This window comes from Streptomyces sp. MB09-01 (assembly GCF_033794505.1).
Lineage (GTDB): Bacteria > Actinomycetota > Actinomycetes > Streptomycetales > Streptomycetaceae > Streptomyces.
In genome coordinates, this window is the sequence record NZ_JARAYQ010000147.1 from 1 (window position 1) to 21,497 (window position 21,497).

General features: G+C 73.2%; 16 protein-coding genes, 3 tRNA genes and 2 pseudogenes. 12 read left to right on the top strand and 9 right to left on the bottom strand.

Annotation, left to right across the window (positions count from 1 at the left end):
- Positions 1-398: 398 nt before the first annotated feature.
- The 3 genes from PV721_RS26930 to PV721_RS26940 form a co-directional block, all read right to left on the bottom strand.
- A tRNA-Ile gene (locus tag PV721_RS26930) sits at positions 399-475 on the bottom strand.
- Between the two features lie 190 nt (positions 476-665).
- A tRNA-Asn gene (locus PV721_RS26935) sits at positions 666-738 on the bottom strand.
- 5 nt (positions 739-743) lie between these two features.
- Positions 744-816: transfer RNA gene (locus tag PV721_RS26940), tRNA-Asn, on the bottom strand.
- Between the two features lie 145 nt (positions 817-961).
- Here PV721_RS26940 and PV721_RS26945 point away from each other — a divergent pair.
- Both PV721_RS26945 and PV721_RS26950 read left to right on the top strand, forming a co-directional pair.
- Positions 962-1,261 (top strand): YtxH domain-containing protein, encoded by a 300-nt coding sequence (locus PV721_RS26945; RefSeq protein ID WP_319728463.1) that lies wholly within the window; start codon positions 962-964, stop codon positions 1,259-1,261.
- 98 nt (positions 1,262-1,359) lie between these two features.
- Positions 1,360-2,808, top strand: a complete 1,449-nt coding sequence (locus tag PV721_RS26950; protein ID WP_319728465.1) for an FGGY family carbohydrate kinase — start codon at positions 1,360-1,362, stop codon at positions 2,806-2,808.
- Positions 2,809-2,837: 29 nt separating this feature from the next.
- Here the strand turns inward: PV721_RS26950 and PV721_RS26955 are convergent, their stop codons facing one another.
- Positions 2,838-3,203: a hypothetical protein gene (locus PV721_RS26955; RefSeq protein ID WP_319728466.1), complete on the bottom strand. Its 366-nt coding sequence runs from the start codon at positions 3,201-3,203 to the stop codon at positions 2,838-2,840.
- 227 nt (positions 3,204-3,430) lie between these two features.
- Between PV721_RS26955 and PV721_RS26960 the strand changes: the two genes are divergently transcribed.
- Both PV721_RS26960 and PV721_RS26965 read left to right on the top strand, forming a co-directional pair.
- A complete protein-coding gene (locus tag PV721_RS26960; RefSeq protein WP_319728468.1) occupies positions 3,431-5,164 on the top strand; it encodes an ABC transporter ATP-binding protein in 1,734 nt (577 codons plus the stop codon).
- On the top strand, positions 5,161-7,083 hold the full coding sequence (locus tag PV721_RS26965; protein WP_319728470.1) for an ABC transporter ATP-binding protein: 1,923 nt from the start codon (positions 5,161-5,163) through the stop codon (positions 7,081-7,083). Before PV721_RS26960 ends, PV721_RS26965 begins: the two co-directional genes overlap by 4 nt.
- 69 nt (positions 7,084-7,152) lie before the next feature.
- Here PV721_RS26965 and PV721_RS26970 read toward each other — a convergent pair whose 3' ends face one another.
- Positions 7,153-8,217 (bottom strand): RNA polymerase sigma factor, encoded by a 1,065-nt coding sequence (locus PV721_RS26970; protein ID WP_416371190.1) that lies wholly within the window; start codon positions 8,215-8,217, stop codon positions 7,153-7,155.
- Positions 8,218-8,375: 158 nt separating this feature from the next.
- Between PV721_RS26970 and PV721_RS26975 the strand changes: the two genes are divergently transcribed.
- Entirely contained in the window at positions 8,376-8,960 is a 585-nt protein-coding gene (locus PV721_RS26975; protein WP_319728473.1) for a hypothetical protein, read from the top strand.
- Positions 8,957-9,922 carry a nucleotidyl transferase AbiEii/AbiGii toxin family protein gene (locus tag PV721_RS26980; protein WP_319728474.1) on the top strand — a complete coding sequence of 322 codons (966 nt, stop codon included), beginning with the start codon at positions 8,957-8,959 and terminating at the stop codon, positions 9,920-9,922. Before PV721_RS26975 ends, PV721_RS26980 begins: the two co-directional genes overlap by 4 nt.
- Positions 9,923-10,035: 113 nt before the next feature.
- On the opposite strand, the gene PV721_RS26985 is transcribed toward PV721_RS26980, so the two are convergent.
- From PV721_RS26985 to PV721_RS26995, 3 genes and pseudogenes are all read right to left on the bottom strand, one after another.
- Entirely contained in the window at positions 10,036-12,120 is a 2,085-nt protein-coding gene (locus PV721_RS26985) for a molybdopterin oxidoreductase family protein (RefSeq protein WP_319728475.1), read from the bottom strand.
- A 179-nt stretch (positions 12,121-12,299) separates the two neighbouring features.
- Positions 12,300-13,063 (bottom strand): annotated as a pseudogene (locus tag PV721_RS26990) (SDR family oxidoreductase).
- A 96-nt stretch (positions 13,064-13,159) separates the two neighbouring features.
- The gene (locus PV721_RS26995; protein ID WP_416371191.1) at positions 13,160-13,867 is read right to left on the bottom strand and encodes a SanA/YdcF family protein; all 708 of its coding nucleotides are present in this window, start codon (positions 13,865-13,867) and stop codon (positions 13,160-13,162) included.
- A gap of 308 nt (positions 13,868-14,175) precedes the next feature.
- Between PV721_RS26995 and PV721_RS27000 the strand changes: the two are divergent.
- The 4 genes and pseudogenes from PV721_RS27000 to dnaG all read left to right on the top strand — a co-directional run bounded on the left by PV721_RS27000 (position 14,176) and on the right by dnaG (position 19,706).
- Positions 14,176-15,032 (top strand): annotated as a pseudogene (locus PV721_RS27000) (sirohydrochlorin chelatase).
- 37 nt (positions 15,033-15,069) lie between these two features.
- Positions 15,070-16,395, top strand: coding sequence for a deoxyguanosinetriphosphate triphosphohydrolase (locus PV721_RS27005; RefSeq protein WP_319728479.1), 1,326 nt, complete (start codon positions 15,070-15,072; stop codon positions 16,393-16,395).
- Positions 16,396-16,488: 93 nt separating this feature from the next.
- Positions 16,489-17,754: an NAD(P)/FAD-dependent oxidoreductase gene (locus PV721_RS27010; protein WP_319728481.1), complete on the top strand. Its 1,266-nt coding sequence runs from the start codon at positions 16,489-16,491 to the stop codon at positions 17,752-17,754.
- A 53-nt stretch (positions 17,755-17,807) separates the two neighbouring features.
- The gene (gene dnaG / locus PV721_RS27015; RefSeq protein ID WP_319728482.1) at positions 17,808-19,706 is read left to right on the top strand and encodes a DNA primase; all 1,899 of its coding nucleotides are present in this window, start codon (positions 17,808-17,810) and stop codon (positions 19,704-19,706) included.
- A 6-nt stretch (positions 19,707-19,712) separates the two neighbouring features.
- Here dnaG and PV721_RS27020 read toward each other — a convergent pair whose 3' ends face one another.
- On the bottom strand, positions 19,713-20,174 hold the full coding sequence (locus PV721_RS27020) for a gamma-glutamylcyclotransferase family protein (protein ID WP_319728483.1): 462 nt from the start codon (positions 20,172-20,174) through the stop codon (positions 19,713-19,715).
- Positions 20,175-20,341: 167 nt separating this feature from the next.
- On the opposite strand from PV721_RS27020, the gene PV721_RS27025 reads away from it, so the two are divergent.
- Both PV721_RS27025 and PV721_RS27030 read left to right on the top strand, forming a co-directional pair.
- A complete protein-coding gene (locus PV721_RS27025) occupies positions 20,342-20,788 on the top strand; it encodes a hypothetical protein (protein WP_319728484.1) in 447 nt (148 codons plus the stop codon).
- A gap of 121 nt (positions 20,789-20,909) precedes the next feature.
- Entirely contained in the window at positions 20,910-21,452 is a 543-nt protein-coding gene (locus PV721_RS27030; protein ID WP_319728485.1) for a hypothetical protein, read from the top strand.
- The last annotated feature ends 45 nt before the right edge of the window (positions 21,453-21,497 follow it).

The following is a 21,497-nucleotide window of genomic DNA, read 5'->3' on the forward strand; positions in this document are numbered from 1 at the left end:
GTGCCACGGAGAATGGTGAGCAGCAGTGGCGCCGCGCGACTGTGTACCCACCATGCGAAGAGCCTACGGCCCCCGCCGGACCCCGTCGGCCCAGCGCGCGCGGCGCCACTGCTGCTCACCATTCTCCGTGGCACAGCACCGCCGACCAGCGCCTGCTCTTCGGGCGCGAGGGCACTGCCGGTAGGCGGAACCGGAGGGTCCGCCTCATCACTGCGCCGGGCCATGACGCTCCCTCAGGCAGGACAAGGGGGCGAAAAGCCGCAAAGCAGGCGCCCATTCCGTCCCCTGGTACGCCCCCTGAGGGACTGCGGCGGGTTCCCGTGAGACGCGGAGTCCAGCTCCCGGAGGGTGCTGGATCGCAAACATGCAGGTCAGAACGTTTCTGCACGCCTGCGAAATGGTGGGGCGGGTGGGACTCGAACCCACGGCCGACGGATTATGAGTCCGCTGCTCTAACCGGCTGAGCTACCGCCCCTTCACGGCGTGGCGCGTACACGTGTGCGCGCCGTCTGCCGCAGCATAGCCGCTCATACGATCTCCTGCCTCGGATGCCTCGCATGATCGGCTTCGCCTGTTCAGAGAGACCGCACTGAGGGCTGCCCGGTTCCCGAATGGGTCAACAAAGAGAAGAAGAGGACCCCGTGGGGCCCTCTTCTTCGTCCTTGCTCCCCCGGCTGGACTCGAACCAGCAACCCTCCGGTTAACAGCCGAATGCTCTGCCAATTGAGCTACAGGGGACCGCGCTCCCCCGACTGGACTCGAACCAGTAACCTGCCGGTTAACAGCCGGCTGCTCTGCCAATTGAGCTACAGGGGATTGCTGCGGTGCATCGAACAGCCCACCTCCGGCCTTGCCGGGGGGCGAGTGCCCGTTGCGAGTCATAGATTAGCGCAAGCAGGGGGGTGCTCCGCCAATCGGTATCGGCAGCAGGCCGGGCACCACACAACGAAGGGTGGCAGGCATGCGGTACAAGGTCACGTTCGTGGTCGGACTGGCCCTCGGGTACGTGCTCGGAACCCGGGCCGGGCGCGAGCGCTACGAGCAGCTGAAGAAGTCCGCGCGCGAGTTCGCGCAGAACCCCGCGGTCCGCAACGCCGCCGAGACCGCGGGCCACACCGGGCGCGAGTACGCCGGCAAGGCCTTCGCCGCGGTGAGCGAGAAGGTCGGCGACGCCGTGCCCGCCTCGCTGGCCGAGCGGGTGCGCGGACTGCGCGACCGGTCCGGGGCCGGCGAGGACGAGTGGGGCACGAGCAACACCTGAGGCGTCCGAGGTCCACGGCATGGGGTTCCCGGGACCTGTGAGGTTCCGGGGGCTCCGGAAAGGCCGAGACGGGCCCCGCGTGCGGCAGAATCCTCCACATGGGGATAGTCGCCGGGCTGGACAGCTCTTCCGCCTTCACACGCATCGTCGTCTGTGACACCGAGACCGGCGCCGTGCTGCGCCAGGGGTACGCCCCCCATCCGCAGCCCACGGCCGAGCCCGACGGCGCGAACCCCCACGAGACCGATCCGCAGGCCTGGCTGCTCTCCCTCGGCGAGGCCGCCGGCGGCGGGCTCCTCGAAGGGGTCCAGGCCATAGGGGTCTCCGCGCAGCAGCACGGCCTGCTGCCGCTGGACCCGCAGGGCGGCCTGGTCCGCGCCGCCCTCGTCGGCAACGACAAGCGCCCCCAGGTCGCCGCCGCCGACCTCACCGAGGCCCTCGGCGGCCGGCACGCCTGGGCGGAGGCGGTGGGCTCGGTCCCGCACGCCGCGCAGCCGGTCGCGAAGCTCGCCTGGCTGGCCCGCAACGAGCCCGAAGCGGCCCGCCGGGTGGCGGTGCTGATGTCCCCGCACGACTGGCTGGTCTGGCAGCTGCTGGGCCGGCCGGCCCGGCGGACCACCGACCGGGGCGGCGCGTCGGGCACCGGGTACTGGTCGGCGGCCTCCGGATCCTGGCGCCCCGACCTGGTGGAGCTGGCGCTCGGGCACCGGGCGCTGCTGCCCGAGGTGCTCGGCCCGGCCGATGCCGCCGGGACCACGCCCGAGGGGCTGCTCATCTCCGCCGGCACCGGAGAGACGATGGCCGCCGCGCTCGGGCTGGGGCTGGGCCCCGGCGACGCGGTGGTCTCGCTCGGTGCCTCCGGGTCGGTGATGGCGGTGCACCACGAGGCGCTGTCGGAGCCGGGCGGGCTGATCACCTCGCTGGCCGACGCCACCGGCATGCACCTGCCGGTGGTGAACACCTCCAATGCCGTACGGGCCCTGCGCGGCACCGCCGAGCTGCTCGGCACCGATCTGGAGGGGCTGTCCGAGCTCGCGCTGAAGTCGACGCCGGGCGCGCACGGTCTCGTACTCCTGCCGTACCTGGAGGGTGAGCGGACGCCGAACCTGCCGCACGCCGCCGGGACCCTGTCGGGGCTGCGCCGGGACTCGATGAAGCCGGAGCACCTGGCCCGGGCCGCTTTCGAGGGCATGCTGTGCGGGCTGGTGGACGCGCTGGACGTGCTGCGCTCGCGCGGGGTCGAGATCCGCCGGGTGTTCCTGCTGGGCGCGGCGGCCGAGCTGCCCGCCGTACAGGCCGCCGCTCCGGGGCTGTTCGGGACGCAGGTCGTCGTACCGGCGCCGGCGGACTACGCGGCGCTGGGCGCGGCCCGGCAGGCGGCCTGGGCGCTCGGGGTGGCGCAGGGCACGCTGGCCCCGCACTCCCCGCCGGTCTGGCCGGCGCCCTCGGCGCAGGTCTTCGAGCCGGGCGAGGAGTTCCCGGCGTGGCAGGGCGTGCGCCAGCAGTACATCGCGACGCGGGAGCAGATCCACCCCGGGGCCTTCTAGGAAGGTCCGCGCCCTGCTCGGGTGGCGGTTCAGGCCAGCTGGGCCGCCACGTGCTTGACCACCGCGTCGAACTCGGCGGTCGGCGAGAAGTCGACGTATTCGGTGTCCTCGAGGGCTTCCGGAGCGTGGCCGGGTGGCCAGTAGAAGGCCTCGCCGGCCGAGTAGACCGTGTCCCCGTCCCTCGTGTGCAGCTTGACGCTGCCCTTGAGCACGTAGCCCCAGTGGGGGCACGCGCACAGGTCGTCCGGCAGTCCCTTGAACGCCGGGCTCATGTCCACGCCCTGGTCGAACCGCACGAACGCGACGGTGAAGTCCCCGCCGATCTCGTGCATGCGCAGTTCCGCCCCGTCGGCTTCGAAGGCGACGGGTGTCTGCTCCCGTGTCGTGGCCGTCATGACTCCTCCACGGCTGTCTGCTCCGGCGGTCCGGAGTTTCCCCCTGGCCCCCGTCCTGCTTCCAGTCTCCCCCCGGCCCCGCCGCCCGGCCCGGCGCGGGACGACCTGGGTCCGGGGCCGCCGGTCTACTCCTTTTGACCGGCCTTTGCGAAATCCGGTGGGGATCGATGGGCCGGTTGGCCCAAGATGGGGTGAACCCCCTCGATCATGCCGACCGGAGCCTGCGCGTGCTCATACGACTTCTGCGGACCCATCTGGGTGCGTACCGGAAACCCATCGCGGTGCTGGTCCTGCTGCAGCTGCTGCAGACCAGCGCCAGCCTCTACCTGCCCACGCTGAACGCCGACATCATCGACAACGGTGTCGTCAACGGCGACACCGGCTACATCCTGCGCTTCGGCGCCCTGATGCTCGGCGTCTCCCTCGTCCAGCTCGTCTGCAACGTCGGAGCCGTCTACTACGGCGCCCGTACGGCGGCGGCCTTCGGCCGGGACGTCCGCGCGGCCGTCTTCGACCGCGTGCAGAGCTTCTCCGCGCGGGAGCTCGGCCAGTTCGGCGCCCCGTCCCTGATCACCCGTACGACGAACGACGTCCAGCAGGTCCAGATGCTGGTGCTGATGACCTTCACCCTGATGGTCTCGGCCCCGATCATGTGCGTCGGCGGCATCGCCATGGCGCTCTCGCTGGACGTGCGGCTGTCGGGCGTCCTGCTCGCCGTGGTCCCGGTGCTCGGGATCTCGGTCGGCGCGATCGTCTTCAAGACGCGGCCGCTGTTCCGCCAGATGCAGGACCGCCTGGACACGGTGAACCGGGTGCTGCGGGAGCAGATCACCGGCAACCGGGTGATCCGGGCCTTCGTCCGCGACGCTTACGAGAAGGACCGTTTCCGTGAGGCCAACGCCGACCTGACCGGCGTCTCGCTGGCCTCCGGCAAGCTCCTGGCGTACATGTTCCCCACGGTCATCGTGGTCGTGAACATCTCCAGCGTCGCCGTCATCTGGTTCGGTGCGATGCGCGTCGACAGCGGCGGCATGGAGATCGGCCAGCTGACGGCCTTCCTCGCCTATCTGATGCAGATCGTGATGGCCGTGATGATGGCCACCTTCATGTTCATGATGGTGCCGCGCGCCGAGGTCTGTGCCGAGCGCATCCAGGAGGTCCTGGACACCGAGTCCAGCGTGGTGCCGCCCACCGACCCGGTGCGCGAACTCGCCCGCCGCGGGCGCCTGGAGCTGCGCGGCGCGGACTTCCGCTACCCGGGCGCCGAGGCCCCGGTGCTGCGCGGGGTGGACCTGGTGGCCCGCCCCGGCGAGACCACGGCGGTGATCGGCTCGACCGGAAGCGGCAAGTCCACGCTGCTGGGCCTGGTCCCGCGGCTGTTCGACGCGACCGGCGGCGAGGTGCTGGTCGACGGGGAGGACGTGCGCCGGCTCGACCCGGAGCTGCTGGCCAAGACGGTCGGCATGGTTCCGCAGAAGCCGTACCTGTTCTCCGGGACCATCGCCTCCAACCTGCGCTACGGGCGCCCGGACGCGAGTGACGAAGAGCTGTGGCAGGCGCTGGAAGTGGCGCAGGCCAAGGAGTTCGTGTCCGCACTGGAGGGCGGCCTGGAGGCCCCCGTCACCCAGGGCGGAACCAATGTCTCCGGCGGCCAGCGCCAGCGCCTGGCCATCGCCCGCACCCTGGTGCAGCGTCCGGAGATCTACCTCTTCGACGACTCCTTCTCGGCCCTGGACTACGCGACGGACGCGGCGCTGCGCGCGGCGCTCTCCCGCGAGACCGAGGACGCGACCGTGGTCATCGTCGCCCAGCGGGTCTCCACGATCCGCGACGCCGACCGGATCGTCGTCCTGGACGGGGGCCGGGTCGTGGGCGAGGGACGCCACCACGAGCTGATGGCCGGCAACGAGACCTACCGGGAGATCGTGCTCTCCCAGCTGACGGAGGCGGAGGCCGCATGAGCGGGCCCGGAGGACGGATGATGATGGGGCCGGCCCAACGGTCCATGGACTTCAAGGGCTCGGGGAAGCGGCTGCTGCGTCAGCTCGCGCACGACCGGGCCAAGATCTGGGGCATGGTCGCGGCCGTGGTCGGCAGCGTCGGCTGCGCGGTGGTCGGCCCGAAGATCCTGGGCGAGGCCACCGACCTGGTCTTCGCGGGGATCGTCGGCCGGGAGATGCCGGCCGGGACCACCAAGCAGCAGGCGCTGGACGGGCTGCGCGCCCGGGGCCAGGACGGCATGGCGGACATGCTCGCCGGGACCGACTTCACCCCGGGGCAGGGCATCGACTTCGGCGCCGTCGGGGTCGTGGCGATCTGGGCGCTGGTGGTCTTCACCCTGGCCGGCCTGCTGATGCTGGTCGCGACGCGGCTGTCGAACCACGTCATGAACGGCACCGTCTACCGGATGCGCGAGGAGCTCCAGGCGAAGCTGTCGCGGCTGCCGCTGTCGTACTTCGACCAGCAGAAGCGCGGCGAGGTGCTGAGCCGGGCGACCAACGACATCGACAACATCGGCCAGACGCTCCAGCAGACGATGGGTCAGCTGCTCAACTCGCTGCTGACGATCGTCGGCGTGCTCGCCATGATGTTCTGGATCTCGCCGCTGCTGGCGCTGGTCGCCCTGGTGACCGTGCCGCTCTCGGTCTTCGTCGCGGCGAAGATCGGCAAGAAGTCGCAGCCGCAGTTCGTGGCGCAGTGGAAGACGACCGGCGCGCTCAACGCCCACGTCGAGGAGATGTACTCGGGGCACAGCCTGGTCAAGGTCTTCGGCCGGCAGAAGGAGTCCGCGGCCGTCTTCGCCGAGCAGAACGAGGCGCTCTACCGGGCCTCCTTCAAGGCGCAGCTGGTCAGCGGCATCATGCAGCCGGTGATGTTCTTCATCTCGAACATCAACTACGTGCTGATAGCCGTCGTCGGCGGGCTCCGGGTCGCCTCCGGCACCCTGTCGATCGGTGACGTGCAGGCCTTCATCCAGTACTCGCGGCAGTTCTCCATGCCGCTGACGCAGGTCGCCTCGATGGCGAACCTCGTGCAGTCCGGCGTCGCCTCGGCGGAGCGGGTCTACGAGCTGCTGGACGCGTCGGAGCAGGATGCGGACGCCGCGGTGCCGGAGCGTCCGGAGGAGCTCCGCGGCCAGGTCACCTTCGACAAGGTGGCCTTCCGCTACGAGCCGGACAAGCCGCTGATCGAGAACCTCTCGCTGTCGGTCGAGCCGGGTCACACCGTCGCGATCGTCGGCCCGACGGGCGCCGGCAAGACGACGCTGGTGAACCTGCTGATGCGGTTCTACGAGGTCACGGGCGGGGAGATCGCCCTCGACGGGGTGGACATCGCGAAGATGACGCGCGAGGAACTGCGCGCCGGCATCGGCATGGTGCTCCAGGACACCTGGCTGTTCGGCGGCACCATCGCCGAGAACATCGCCTACGGTGCCTCGCGCGAGGTCACGCGCTCCGAGATCGAGGAGGCGGCGCGGGCCGCGCACGCGGACCGTTTCATCCGCACCCTGCCGGAGGGCTACGACACCGTCCTGGACGACGAGGGCGCGGGCGTCAGCGCGGGCGAGAAGCAGCTGATCACCATCGCCCGGGCGTTCCTTTCGGATCCGGTGATCCTGGTGCTCGACGAGGCGACGAGCTCGGTGGACACCCGTACCGAGGTGCTGATCCAGAAGGCGATGGCGCGGCTCGCGCACGGGCGTACGTCCTTCGTGATCGCGCACCGGCTGTCCACGATCCGCGACGCGGACGTGATCCTGGTGATGGAGAGCGGCTCGATCGTGGAGCAGGGCACCCACGAGGAGCTGCTGGCGTCGGACGGTGCGTACGCGCGGCTGTACGCGGCGCAGTTCGCGCAGGCGGTGGTCGAGGTCGAGTAGCGCGGGCGGCCGTCATGGCCGACGGCCCGGGCCGGTCGGGGGCGCCTTCCGGGGCGCCCCCTGCCGCACTCAGTCCAGGTAGCCCCTGAGCTGGTCGGCGAAGGCGTGGTCGCGGAGCTTGTTGAGGGTCTTGGACTCGATCTGGCGGATCCGTTCGCGGGTCACGCCGAAGATCCGGCCGATCTCCTCCAGGGTGCGCGGCCGCCCGTCGGCGAGCCCGTAGCGGAGCTGGACGACCTTGCGCTCGCGTTCGCCGAGGGTCGACAGGACGGCTTCCAGGTGCTCGCGCAGCAGGAAGAACGCGGCCGATTCCACGGGGGAGGCGGCGTCCCCGTCCTCGATGAGGTCGCCGAGGGCGACGTCGTCCTCCTCGCCGACCGGCGCGTGCAGGGAGACCGGTTCCTGGGCGAGGCGGAGCACTTCCATGACCCGTTCGGGGGTCAACTCCAGGTGGACGGCGACCTCTTCGGCCGTGGGCTCGTACCCGCGCTCCTGGAGCATGCGGCGCTGGACGCGCACGACGCGGTTGATCAGCTCGACGACGTGGACGGGCACGCGGATGGTCCGGGCCTGGTCGGCGAGGGCCCGGGACATCGCCTGCCGGATCCACCAGGTGGCGTAGGTGGAGAACTTGTACCCGCGGGCGTAGTCGAACTTCTCGACGGCGCGGATGAGCCCGAGGTTCCCCTCCTGCACGAGGTCGAGCATGGTGAGCCCGCGGCCGACGTAGCGCTTCGCGACGGAGACGACGAGCCGCAGGTTCGACTCGATGAGCCGGCGTTTGGCCATCCGCCCCATGACGACGAGCTTGTCGAGGTCCAGGGCGAGCCGGGAGTCGAGGTCGGGGGTGTTGCCGAGCTTCTCCTCGGCGAACAGCCCGGCTTCGACGCGCCGCGCGAGGTCCACCTCCTCGGCGGCGGTCAGGAGGGGGATCCTGCCTATCTCGCGGAGGTACTGACGGAACAGATCGGCGGAGGGCCCCGCTCCGCCCCCGCCGTCGCTGCTCCGCCTGCGCGGCGCGGGCACCGGATCGATCAGCTCCGGTACCTCTGGCTCTTCGTCCACGGCCTTGGCCTCCGAGGACTCGCTCACGTTCACGGTCAGGGTCCGGGTCTGCACGGGGGCGACCTCCAGGGCTCCGAGGACGGGGGCACCGCCCTCAGTGTGGGGTACGACACATCGCGGCCACGAGGGGCGTGCGAGCACTTTCTGAGTCCGGTGCGTGACCGGATGGTTACCCCCCGGCGAGAACCCCGATGCGGATCGGACGCATGTCCGAGATGATCGGCCCCATGTCTGAGTACGAAACCCACGTGACGGTGCGCTGCGCGGACGGGGCGGCCCTGGACCGCCTCGACGCCTGGGGCCGGGCGCGGGATCTGAAGGTCACGCACATCGTGCTGGCGCGGGGCCGGATGGTGTCCCAGCCGATGCTGACGCTGCGGGACCGCACGAGCCACGAGAGCCTGGTCCCGCAGCTGCGGGCGGACGGCTTCGACCCGGTGCGCGTCAAGGTGGAGACGGTCCCGTGGACCACGGACGCGCCGGGCCCGGGCGGCGGCTACTTCGAGCACCACCTCAAGCTGCGGCTCCCGGCAGACTTCGACCGGGCGGCCCTGGAGTCCCTGGTGACCCCGCACGGCGCCCACCTGTCGTGGAACGCCCGCCGCATCCTGGCCGGGGGCGGGCACGAGCGGTTCGTCACCCAGCGGTGGCGGGGGGCGGCGGCGGGGGCGACGGCCGCGTGCGACGCGCTGGTCGCGGCGCTCGGCTCGGCCGGGTTCGAGATCCGCTCCGAGGAGCGGGAGTTCGTGCTCTACGACAGCGACCTGTCGGTGGACGACGGGTGGATCACCGAGGAGGGGACGGCCGCATGAGCGGGAACAGCGTCGAGGCCGCGGCCAACGCCGAGTGGCGGCGCCGGCAGTACGAGTTGCCGGGCACGTCGACGGCCGGTCTGGACACCCCGGGCCGGCCGGCGGACCGGGTCTTCGACCCCGCGCTCAAGCACTTCGCCTCCGGGTACCGGGTCCTGGACACGGTCGTCGACCCCGCGCTGCGCCCCGCCTGGCAGGCCGCCCGGCGCACGGCGCTCGACGTGGTCGCGCACGGGGTCGCCCGGTCCGGGTGGGCGGACTCGCTGGTGCTGCGCGGCAGCACGCTCATGTCCGGGTGGTTCGGCGCAGCGGCGCGGGAGCCGCACGACCTGGACTTCGTGGTCGTCCCGCAGGACTGGGGGATCGAGGAGCCGCGGACGGGCCGGCTGCTGGCGGCCGTCGCGGAGGCGGCCGAGCGGGCCGCCTCCGAACACGGGCTGGTGATCGCGGCCGACGCGGCGGTGTCCGAGGACATCTGGACCTACGAGCGCGTCCCCGGCCGCCGGCTGGTCCTGCCGTGGTCCGCCCCGGGACTGCCCGGAGGCCAGGTCCAGCTGGACTTCGTCTTCAACGAGCGGCTCCCCGCGCCGCCGGAGCCGGCCGACGTCTCCGGGGTCCGCCTCCAGGCGGCCACGCCGGAACTCTCCCTGGCCTGGAAGCTGGTCTGGCTCGCCACCGACATGTACCCGCAGGGCAAGGACCTCTACGACGCGGTCCTGCTCGCCGAGCGCTGCACGGCGCCCTACGAGCTGGTCCGCACGGTCTTCCGGGAGTCGGGCGAGTTCTTCCCGCCGGAGGCGCCGTGGGACGCCCCCGTGACCCTGGAGGCGTTCTCCGAGGTCAAGTGGGCCGACTGGGACACCTTCCGGTCGGAGTACCCGGGGCTGCCGGGCTCCGCCGAGTCCTACGCCGAGCGGCTGCTGGCGGCGCTGGCGCCGACGTTCGAGGCGGGCGCGGGATGAGTTCGTGGCGGGAGTTCGGCAGGGAGGGCACGCACCTGCCGAGCGAGCCGCTGGACGAGGAGGGGCGGGCGGCCCGGTGCCTGCCCGGCCCGACCTTCGCGGACGCCCCCTGATCAGGCCGGCTCCACCCGGACCGCGCACACCTTGAACTCCGGCATCCGGGAGACCGGGTCGAGGGCCGGATTGGTCAGCGTGTTGGCGCGGCCCTCGCCCGGCCAGTGGAAGGGCATGAACACCGTGTCCGCGCGGATGGTGTCGGTGATCCGGGCCGGGGCCACCGCCCGGCCGCGGCGGGAGGTCACCGCCAGCGGGCTGCCGTCGACCGCTCCGATGCGGGCGGCGAGGCGCGGGTGCAGTTCAACGAAGGGGCCGGGGGCGGCGGCGTTGAGCTCCTCCACCCGGCGTGTCTGGGCGCCCGACTGGTACTGGGCGACCACGCGCCCGGTGGTGAGCAGCACCGGGTAGTCCGCGTCGGGGACCTCGTCGGCGTCGCGGTGGGAGACGGGGACGAAGCGGGCCCGGCCGTCCTCGGTGGCGAAGCGTTCCAGGAAGAGGCGCTCGGTCCCCGCGGAGCCCTCGGGGCACGGCCAGAAGACGCCCTGTTCGGCCTCGATGCGGGCGTAGGTGATGCCCGAGTAGTCCGCCGGGCCGCCTGCGGAGGCCCGGCGCAGTTCCTCGAAGACCTCCTCCGGGGAGGTCGGGAAGCCCTTCTCGATGCCCATGCGGGCGGCGAGCCCGTGGAGCACGTCCAGGTCGCTGCGGACGCCCGCGGGCGGGCTCAGGGCGCGGCGGCGGAGCAGGACGCGGCCTTCGAGGTTGGTGGTGGTTCCGGTCTCCTCGGCCCACTGGGTGACCGGGAGGACCACGTCGGCGAGGGCCGCGGTCTCGGAGAGCACGACGTCGGCGACCGCGAGGAAGTCCAGCGAGCGGATGCGGTCCTCGATGTGGGAGGCGCGGGGGGCGGAGACCACCGGGTTGGAGCCCATCAGGAGCAGGGCCCGCACGTCCGTGCCGAGGGCGTCGAGGAGCTCGTAGGCGCTGCGGCCGGGGCCGGGGAGGTCGTCGGGGTCGACGCCCCAGACCTCCGCCACGTGCGCGCGGGCCGCGGGGTCGGTCAGCTTGCGGTATCCGGGGAGCTGGTCGGCCTTCTGGCCGTGCTCGCGGCCGCCCTGGCCGTTGCCCTGCCCGGTGAGGCAGCCGTAGCCGGAGAGCGGGCGGCCGGCCCGGCCGGTGGCCAGGCAGAGGTTGATCCAGGCGCCGACGGTGTCGGTGCCCTTGGACTGCTGCTCCGGGCCGCGGGCAGTGAGGACCATGGCGGATTCCGGGGCGCAGAACATCTCGGCCGCCGCGCGGAGCTTGGGGACGGGTACGCCGGTGATGCGTTCGACCAGTTCCGGCCAGTGGGCCATGGCGGCCGCCCGGGCCTCCTCCCAGCCGGTGGTGCGCCCGGCGATGAACTCCTCGTCGGTCCTGCCTTCGGCGACCACCAGGTGCAGCAGGCCCAGGGCGAGCGCGAGGTCGGTTCCCGGGCGCGGGGCCAGGTGCAGGTCGGCCTGGTCGGCGGTGCGGGTGCGGCGCGGGTCTATGACGATCAGGGTCCCGCCGTTGGCCTTGAGCTCGGTGAGGTAGCGCAGGGCGGGCGGCATGGTCTCGGCCAGGTTCGAGCCGACGAGGATCACGCAGCCGGTGCGCGGGATGTCCTCCAGCGGGAAGGGCAGCCCGCGGTCGAGCCCGAAGGCCCGCTGGTGCGCGGCGGCGGCCGAGGACATGCAGAACCGGCCGTTGTAGTCGATCTGCGAGGTGCGCAGGGCGACGCGGGCGAACTTGCCGAGCGCGTACGCCTTCTCGTTGGTGAGCCCGCCGCCGCCGAAGACTCCGACCGCGTCCGGGCCGTACGCGCGGCCCGTGCGGGCGAGGCCCTCGGCGACGGCGTCGAGGGCCTCCTCCCAGGTGGCCGGCTCCAGCCGCCCGGCGTGGGTGCGGACGAGCGGTCCGGTCAGGCGCACCCGGGAGGAGAGCAGGGCGGGGGCGGTGCGGCCCTTGCCGCACAGCGCGCCCCGGTTGACGGGGAAGTCGGCACGTTCCTCCACCGTCACGCCCGCGCCGCCCGGCTCGGGGCGCAGGTTCATCCCGCACTGCAGCGCGCAGTACGGGCAGTGCGTGGCGGTGGCGGCGGTGGCGACGTCCGGGGTGTGCATGACGCCAGCGTGAGTCCGCGGTGTTACACCGGCCGCCACCCCGCGTTACGAGTCGGGGTGCTCTGCCTCAGCGGCCCGGCCCGGGCGCGGTGAGGCCCGGCGGCCGCGGTGAGGCCGGCGGCCGCGGTGAGGCCGGCGGCCGCGGTGAGGCCGGCGGCCGCGGTGAGGCGGGGCAGGGCTCACCGGCCGGTGAGGTGCTTCACCGTCGGGCCCGCCGTCCAGCCGCCGTCGACGGCGAGTTCGGCGCCCGTCATGTAGGCCGCGGCGTCCGAGAGCAGGAAGGCGACCGCGGCGGCGATCTCCTCGGGGGCGCCGACGCGGCCCATCGGGGTGCCGGGGTAGTTGCCCTCGCCGGCCTGGATGCCGATGGGGGCGGTCATCGGGGTCAGGGTCATGCCGGGGTGCACCGAGTTCACGCGGATCCGGGCCTCCGCGAGTTCGACGGCGCCGATCTTCGACAGGCCGCGCACGCCCCACTTGGAGGCTCCGTAGCCGGCGGTGAGGGCGAGGCCGGTCAGGCCGGCGGCGACGAGATGTTGACGATGGAGCCGCCGCCGTTCGCGCGCAGCAGCGGGACGGCCGTCTTGATGCCGATGAACACGCCGACCAGGTTGATCTCCACGACCCGGCGGAAGTGCTCGACGCTCTCGTGCTCCAGGAACTGGCCGGTGCTGATGCCCGCGTTGTTCACCAGGCCGTCCACGCGGCCGAACTCGCCGACCGCGTACTCCAGCGCCGCCTGCCAGTCCGCCTCGCTGGTCACGTCGTGCCGCAGGAACCGCGCCGCGCCGCCGAGCTTCGCGGCCGTCCCGGCGCCCTCCGCCTCCAGCACGTCGGTGATCAGCACCCTGCCGCCGCCGTCCACCACGGCCTGCGCGGCCGCGGCGCCCAGGCCGCGCGCCCCACCGGTGATGACGACGGCCTTGTCGCTCAGATCCACCACGGCCACGGTTCCCCACCCCTGATGCTCGTACGGACGGACCGGCCCCCCGATGTAGCGACCCCCGAATATGACTATTCGAAATAGCCGATGCGCGCGTCAGTCTGCCAGAGCGGCCAGGGCCCGCGACACCCCCTGCTCCTTCGGTCCCAGGAACCGCGGGGCGGGCTTGAAGGCCGCGTCCAGCGCCGCCTTGCCGGCCGCCAAGACCTCGCGGGCCTCGCCGTAGTACCAGGTGGCGTCGTGCACGTCGGCCACCCCGACGCCGTACGAGTCCAGGCCCGCCGCCTGGCAGAGGGCGACGGCCCGGCGGATGTGGAAGCCCTGGGTGACCAGCACGGCCCGCTCGACCCCGAAGATCTCCTTGGCCCGCACGCAGGAGTCCCAGGTGTCGAAGCCGGCGTAGTCGCTGACGATCTGCGTGTCCGGCACCCCCTGCGCCGTGAGGTACGTCCGCATCGCGTTCGGCTCGTCGTACTCGGTGCGGCTGTTGTCCCCGGTGACCAGCACGACCTTGACCTTGCCGGTGCGGTAGAGCTCGGCGGCGGCGTCGAGCCGGTCGGCCAGGTAGGGGGTGGGCCGGGTCCCCAGCAGGCCGGCCCCGAACACCACGGCGACCTCGGACGCCGGTGCGTCGGCCGTGGTGTGCAGCCGGTCGGCGGCCACCGCGTGCATCCACGCCGAGGGCAGCAGCGCCAGCACGCAGCCCGCCATGACGGCCTGCACCGCCAGCCTCCGGGCCCGTACGGTGCGCAGCGCGGCCGCCGTCCGGCTCCACGTGACTCTCGGCAGGCGCGGTCCGCGCATCATCCATCCCCTGGTGTCTCGACTGCTGGTCCCCTGGTCAGGACGCTGCGGAGGGCCGCTTGGTTCACCCGGGCCGCCCGGCCGAGACGGCCGGGCGCCCCCTCGGCCGGGGCGTGCCCGGTCCCCGGACGGGGGCCGGAGCCGTCCCCGGCGAAGGCACGCCCCAATTCCCCGGCGAAGACGCCCGGCTCCCCGGCGAAGGCCGGGGCGGCCGCCCGACAGCCGCGCGGACGGGCCTGTGAGCACCCGGCAAACACCCGTCACCCCCGCGCAACGCACCGGCAATGTCCGGCGCGCAGGATCGGTTCATGAAGGAGCCGGTGCACCCTCCCGAGTTTCCCGCCCTCCCCTTCGACAGTGCGGCCGAGCTCCTCGGCCGCATCACCCTCCAGCTGGGCACCCAGCTCAGCGGCCTGCGCCGACCTGGAGTCCGCCCATGCAGCCCACCCTCGTCGCAGTGGCCCACGGCAGCCGTGACCCGCGCGCCCTGCACACCGCCCTCGCCCTCCTCGAACGGGTCCGCGAGCTCCGTCCCCGCCTCGAGGTCCGGCTCGGCCACATCGAACTGAACGAGCCGCTGCTCGACTCCGTCCTCGGGGAGCTGCGGGGGGCGGCGGTGCTCGTGCCGCTGCTGCTCGGCCGGGGGTACCACGTCAAGCGCGACCTGCCCGCGGCCGCCGCCGGCGCCGCGCACCTGCGCACCCGCATCGCCGCCCCGCTGGGCCCGCATCCGCTGCTCGTCGAGGCCCTGTACGAAAGGCTCGTGGAGGCCGGCTGGACCGCCGGCACGGCCGTCGTGCTCGCCGCCGCCGGTTCCCGCGACCCGGACTCGGCGGCCGACACCGGCCGCACCGCCGCCCTGCTCGCCGAACGCCTCGGCGGCGTCCCGGTGGTCGCGGCCTACGCCTCCGCCGCCGCGCCGAACGTCCCCGAGGCGGTCCGGGCCCTGGCCGCCCGCGGCCACCACCGGACGGCCGTGGCCTCGTACTTCGCCGCTCCCGGCCGGTTCGCCGCGCAGACCGCCGCCGCGGCGCCCGCGCTCGCCGCCGCCCCGCTGGGCGACCACCCGGCCCTGGCCCGCCTGTTGCTGCGCCGCTACGACGAGGCCTGCGCCCGGCCCGCGCGGCCCGCCCTGCCCGTACGGCCGGAACTCGTCTCCGCCTGATCCCGGTTTGTCAGTCATTCCGGTTACCGTCTCTTCCATGGAAGGCACCGCGCACGCCCCCGCAGACGACCACGACGACCTCTACGACGCCTCCGACACCGAGCGCTGGGCCGCCGAGCCCGACAAACGGCCCGGCCGGACCGCCTTCCAGCGCGACCGCGCCCGTGTGCTGCACTCCGCCGCGCTGCGCCGCCTCGCCGGGAAGACCCAGGTCGTCACCCCCGGCACCCGCTCGTACGACTGGGACGCGAGTCCCCGTACCCGCCTCACCCACTCCCTGGAGTGCGCCCAGGTCGGCCGGGAGCTCGGCGCCGCGCTCGGCTGCGACCCCGACCTGGTCGAAGCCGCCTGCCTCTCGCACGACATGGGCCACCCGCCCTTCGGTCACAACGGCGAGGAGGCGCTCAACGAGTTCGCCAAGGACTGCGGGGGCTTCGAGGGAAACGCACAGTCGCTGCGCCTGCTGACCCGGCTGGAGCCCAAGCGGTTCGTGCCCGATCCGGCGAGCGGCGAACTCGTCAGCGTCGGCCTCAACCTGACCCGGGCCTGCCTGGACGCCGCCACCAAGTACCCCTGGGCCCGCGGGGACCACCCCACCGACCCCGGCTCGGTGAAGTTCGGCGCGTACGAGGACGACCTGCCGGTCTTCGCGTGGCTGCGCCGGGGCGCGCCCGCGGACCGCAAGTGCTTCGAGGCGCAGGTCATGGACTGGGCCGACGACGTCGCCTACTCCGTCCACGACTTCGAGGACGGCCTGCACGCCGGCCACCTCGACCCCAACCTCCTCTTCGCCGAGCCGGAGCGCACCGCGATCTGGCGGGTCGCCATCGGCCGCTATGTGCCCGCCGACACCGAGCCGGAGGAGCTGCGGGCCGCCCTCGACCGGCTGATGGAGGAGGAGTGGTGGCCGCACGGGTACGACGGTTCGGCCGTCGCCCAGGCCCGGCTGAAGGACGCCACGAGCCAGCTGATCGGCCGTTTCTGCCTGGCCGCCGAGGGCGCCACCCGTGAGGCGTACGGTTCCGGCCGCCTCACCCGGTACGGAGCCGAACTCGTGGTCCCGCGCGAGGCGCGCAACGAGTGCGCGGTGCTCAAGGCGGTCGCCGACCTGTACGTCATGCAGCGCGACGAGCAGGAGCGGATCCGCGCCGACCAGCGCATCGTCCTGGCCGAACTGGCGGAGGCGGTCAGCGCCCGGGCCCCCGAAGGGCTGGACCCGCAGTTCCGGGCGATCTTCGACGCGGCCCCGGACGACAGGGCCAGGAAACGGGCGGTCATCGACCAGATCGCGTGTCTCACCGACGCATCCGCCCGTTCCCTGCACGCACGTCTCACGCGGCGCACCCGACGCGCCGAGGGGTGAGCCGATCGAGCCACTCCCCCTTCACGCGGCAGGCTCAGTGCGGGACGCTCGCATGTGGTCGCATGTGGCGAAGAGGTTATGAGGAGGCATCAGGTGGTCGACGCACACCGGACATTCGTCATCGTCGGCGCAGGGCTCGCCGGAGCGAAGGCGGCCGAAACGCTGAGGTCCGAGGGGTTCACGGGGCGGGTGATCCTGATCGGCGACGAGCGCGACCATCCGTACGAACGGCCCCCGCTGTCCAAGGGCTACCTGATGGGCAAGGAGGACCGCGAGAGCGTCTTCGTCCACGAGCCGTCCTGGTACGCGGCCTCCGACGTCGAGCTGCACCTCGGCCAGCCGGCCGTCCAGCTCGACCGGGACGCCAAGAAGGTGGTCCTCGGCGACGGCACGGTCCTGCACTACGACAAGCTGCTGCTGGCCACCGGTGCCGAGCCGCGCCGCCTGGACATCCCCGGCACGGGCCTCGCGGGGGTGCACCACCTGAGGCGCCTCGCGCACGCCGAGCGGCTGAAGGGGGTCCTCGCCGGACTGGGGCGGGACAACGGCCACCTGCTCATCGCGGGCGCCGGATGGATCGGCCTGGAGGTCGCCGCCGCGGCCCGCGGGTACGGCGCGGAGGTCACCGTGGTCGAGCCGGAGGCCACGCCGCTGCACGCGGTGCTCGGCCCGGAGATCGGCCGGCTCTTCGGTGACCTGCACGCCGATCACGGGGTGCGGTTCCACTTCGGGTCGCGGCTGACGGAGATCGTGGGCCACGACGGCATGGTGCTGGCCGCCCGTACGGACGACGGGGAGGAGCACCCGGCGCACGCGGTGCTGGCCGCGATCGGGGCCGCGCCGCGGACCGCGCTCGCCGAGACCTCCGGGCTGGCCCTGGTCGACCGGGAGCACGGCGGCGGCATCGCGGTGGACGAGTCCCTGCGCACCTCCGACCCGGACATCTTCGCGGTCGGGGACGTGGCCGCCGCCCACCACCCGGTGCTCGGGACCCGGCTGCGGGTCGAGCACTGGGCGAACGCGCTGAACGGCGGGCCGGCCGCCGCGCGGGCGATGCTGGGCCACGCGGTCAGCTACGACCGGGTGCCGTACTTCTTCTCGGACCAGTACGACGTCGGTCTGGAGTACTCGGGGTACGCGCCGCCCGGCGGCTACGACCAGGTGCTGATCCGCGGTGACGCGGGCAAGCGGGAGTTCATCGCCTTCTGGCTGTCCGAGGGGCGGGTGCTGGCCGGGATGAACGTGAACGTGTGGGACGTCACCGACCACATCCAGGCCCTGATCAGGTCGAAGGCGCCGGTGGACCGGGAGGCCCTTTCGGACCCGTCGGTTCCGCTCTCCTCGCTGATCGGAGGCTAGGGACCGCCCGGGGGGCTGACGGGATTGCCGGCGCCCGGCCGTAGACTTCACGGGTGGCTGGACGGATCAACGACGACGACGTGAAGGCGGTACGGGACGCGGTCCCGATCGACGCCGTGGTCTCCGAGTACCTCCAGCTACGCAACGCGGGCGGCGGCAACCTCAAGGGCCTCTGCCCCTTCCACGACGAGAAGTCCCCGTCCTTCCAGGTCAGCCCCAGCAAGGGCCTGTACCACTGCTTCGGCTGCCAGGCGGGCGGGGACACCCTCGACTTCGTCATGAAGATCGACCACCTCTCCTTCTCGGAGGCCGTCGAGCGCCTGGCCGGCCTGGCCGGCATCACCCTGCGGTACGAGGAGGGCGGCTACACCTCCGGCACCAGCGGCCGCGGTGACCGCATCCGGCTGGTCGAGGCCCACAAGGCCGCCGCCCAGTTCTACGTCGACCAGCTCGGCAGCCCCGAGGCGGAGATCGGCCGCAAGTTCCTCGCGGAGCGCGGCTTCGACCAGGCCGCGGCCACGCACTTCAGCGTGGGCTACAGCCCGGCCGGCTGGGACCACCTGACCCGCTTCCTGCGCGGCAAGGGCTTCACCGACAAGGAACTGATCACCTCCGGGCTCGCCCAGGACAGCCGCAGCGGCAAGCCCATCGACCGCTTCCGCGGGCGGCTGATGTGGCCGATCCGCGACATCAGCGGCGAGGTGGTCGGCTTCGGCGCGCGCAAGCTGCGCGACGACGACAACGGACCGAAGTACCTGAACACGCCGGAGACGGCGATCTACAAGAAGTCCCAGGTCCTCTACGGCATCGACCTGGCCAAGAAGGAGATCGCGAAGACCTCGCGGGCCGTGGTGGTCGAGGGCTACACGGACGTGATGGCCTGCCACATGGCCGGGGTCACCACCGCGATCGCCACCTGTGGCACCGCCTTCGGCGGGGACCACATCAAGATCCTGCGCCGGCTGCTGATGGACAACGCCACCGCCGAGGTGATCTTCACCTTCGACGGCGACGCGGCGGGCCAGAAGGCGGCGCTGCGCGCCTTCGAGGACGACCAGAAGTTCGCCGCGGAGACCTCGATCACCATCGCCCCCGGCGGGATGGACCCCTGCGACCTGCGCCTCGCGCAGGGGGACGCGGCCGTGGCCGGCCTGGTGGAGGCCCGGACACCGCTGTTCGAGTTCGCCCTGAGGCACATCGTGTCCCGGCACAACCTGGAGAACCCGGCGGGGCGTGCGGCCGCGCTGGCCGAGGCCGCGCCGGTCGTCGCGAGCATCAAGGACCTCTCGATCCAGCACGAGTCGGCGGTCCAGCTGGCGGGGATGCTGGGCATCCTCGACGAGCAGTTCGTGGTCAAGCGGGTCGCGCAGCTGGCGCGGTGGGCCCGGGACCGCGGCAACCAGCCTCAGCAGCAGGGCCGGGGCCGACCCCAGGAGGCGGCCCCCACCACCCCGCCGCCGGTCGGTGGCGGACCCGCCCTGAACCTGCGCAGCCCCGCCCACCGCACCGAGCGGGAGCTGCTCAAGCTGGCGCTCCAGCGGCCTGCGCTGGTCTCCCCCGCGTTCGACGCGTACGGGATCGACGAGTTCACCGCCCCGCCCTACGCCGCGGTCCGCCAGGCCATCCAGGACGCGGGCGGCGCCTCGCAGGCCGCCGACGACTACCTGGCCCGGGTCCGCGACGCCGCCCCGAACGACACCGTCCGCGCGATGGTCACGGAGCTGGCGGTGGAGGCCATCCACGCCAAGACGGTGGACGAGGTCTACGCCGGGGTCCAGCTGGTCCAGGTCCGCCTGCGCGCCGTCGACCGCCGGGTCCTCGAGATCCAGGGCGCCATGACCCGCCTGAGCCCGCAGGCCCCGCCGGAGCAGCACGCGGCGGTCCAGGAGGAGCTGTGGGTGCTCCAGCAGTACGGCCAGCGGCTGCGCAACCGGGGGGCCGAAGGTCTCTGACCGCGGCTACGTCGCGGAGGTGCCCCGGCGCACGAACCAGTCGCCGCCCGGTATCTCGGTCCCCGATTCCCGCAGGTCGCGGGCGAGCAGCGGGGCCGCCAGATAGACCCAGGCCCGGACCGGGGTGCCGTCGGGGCGCAGGGCCCGGCGGGCGATCCGGTCGTAGACGTTCCCCGGGCGGCCCGGGCCCCCGTACTCCTCGAGCAGATCCAGCGCGGCCAGCAGTTCCCCGTACGCGCCCGGCTCCGCCGTGATCAGCTCCCCCACGACGGCCGCGCCGGGCCGGTGGACCGCGAACGGGTATCCGGGGCCGTCGTAGAGCACCGCGTCCGGGAGGGTGGCGGGCTCCTCCGAGGCCGTGCGGCCGCGCAGGAACAGGCCGTGGTTGACCTCGCCGGGGCGCAGGGTCCCGTAGACGAAGAACGGGAGCGGGGCGGTCGGGTCTTGTGGCCGTTCGACCGATGTCACGGGGCCCTCCCTCGGGGTAGGGCGCAGCGTCCGCCGGCCGGGCCGACGGTCCCGACTTCGCTGCGCCCCACCACCGTACGCACCGCTGTTGCACGACCTCCCGGTGCCCGTGACCCGCGCCGTCCAGCGTCGGCTTCCTCCCCCTACCACCCCACGGTTCTGCGTCCATGACTGCTTCGTCCCGCCGCCCGCTCGCCGCCCTCCTGTGCGCCTGCGCACTCGCCGTCGGCGGCTGCGCCGCGCCCGGCGGCGGGCTCGGGGCCGGCACGCCCGCGCCGCCCGTGTCGCCCCAGCCGCACCCCGAACCGCTGTGGTCCGCCCGGGACTCGGCGCCCGGCGCCGCGGTGGGCCGGCAGGAGCCGCCGCCGACGCCGCTGAAGAACGCGCCCGAGGCGGGGGCGGACGGGCTCCTCGGAGTGGACCCGACGGAGGTCGCGCGCGCCGACCGCGGCTGCGGCCGTACCTCGGCGAGGGCTCCTCCCCCCGGGCGCCGGCCCGGGCCGGCGCCCGGCCGCTCCGACCCGGCCGCCCCGACCCGGCCCGCGCCGGCCCGCACGCGGCGGGAGTCACCCGGACGGCGCGGACGGCCCGGATGGCGGTACGACCGGCCTTGACCTGCGGATACGGCTCGCGCGTGGACCGCGTACGGGCAGACCTGACGGGACATCAGCAGGCGCGCGGCGGGCGGCCCGGGTTATCTCGGAAGCACGACCCCGTGTCTTCAGGAGAGTCCCCATGCGCCGACGTACCGCACACGTGCTGACCGCGACCGCGCTGACCGCCGCCGCGTTCACCGGGCCGGTCGCCGGCGCGGTCGCCGCCGTGGACCTGGGCATGCTGGGCTTCGCGCCCGGGGACTTCGCCCCGCTGGAGGTGTGGCCCAAGTCCGCCGCCCCCGGCGCCACCGTCACCGTGAACACCACCGCCTGCGGGTCCGGCAGCCACGCCGAGGGCGATGCCACCACCGTCGGCGGCGGCCGGTTCAAGCTGGTCCCGGGCACCCACAAGGAGGTGGTCGTGGGGCAGTTCCAGGTGGCCCACGGCACCCGGCCCGGCACCTACGGCATCGGCGCGACCTGCGCGAACGGCAAGTTCGCCACCGGCGACCTGGTCGTCACCGAACGCGGCCCGCAGGGCCGCGTCAACACCGGGGTGGGCGGTGGCACGACCACCACCGCGAACCCCGCCAAGGTCGCGGCGGGAGCGGCCGTACTGGCCGCTGCCGCCGTCGGCGGTACCTGGCTCCTGCGTCGCCGGGCGAGCGGCACGCGGAGCTGACGGACGCCCACCGCGGCTCCGGCCGCGGTCCGACCGGTACCGCCC

Coding starts and splice junctions, on each gene's coding strand:
- PV721_RS26945 (WP_319728463.1), top strand. CDS start 962: ATGCGGTACAAGGTCACGTTCGTGGTCGGACTGGCCCTCGGGTACGTG.
- PV721_RS26950 (WP_319728465.1), top strand. CDS start 1,360: ATGGGGATAGTCGCCGGGCTGGACAGCTCTTCCGCCTTCACACGCATC.
- PV721_RS26955 (WP_319728466.1), bottom strand. CDS start 3,203: ATGACGGCCACGACACGGGAGCAGACACCCGTCGCCTTCGAAGCCGAC.
- PV721_RS26965 (WP_319728470.1), top strand. CDS start 5,161: ATGAGCGGGCCCGGAGGACGGATGATGATGGGGCCGGCCCAACGGTCC.
- PV721_RS26975 (WP_319728473.1), top strand. CDS start 8,376: ATGTCTGAGTACGAAACCCACGTGACGGTGCGCTGCGCGGACGGGGCG.
- PV721_RS26980 (WP_319728474.1), top strand. CDS start 8,957: ATGAGCGGGAACAGCGTCGAGGCCGCGGCCAACGCCGAGTGGCGGCGC.
- PV721_RS26985 (WP_319728475.1), bottom strand. CDS start 12,120: ATGCACACCCCGGACGTCGCCACCGCCGCCACCGCCACGCACTGCCCG.
- PV721_RS26995 (WP_416371191.1), bottom strand. CDS start 13,867: ATGCGCGGACCGCGCCTGCCGAGAGTCACGTGGAGCCGGACGGCGGCC.
- PV721_RS27005 (WP_319728479.1), top strand. CDS start 15,070: ATGGAAGGCACCGCGCACGCCCCCGCAGACGACCACGACGACCTCTAC.
- PV721_RS27025 (WP_319728484.1), top strand. CDS start 20,342: ATGACTGCTTCGTCCCGCCGCCCGCTCGCCGCCCTCCTGTGCGCCTGC.
- PV721_RS27030 (WP_319728485.1), top strand. CDS start 20,910: ATGCGCCGACGTACCGCACACGTGCTGACCGCGACCGCGCTGACCGCC.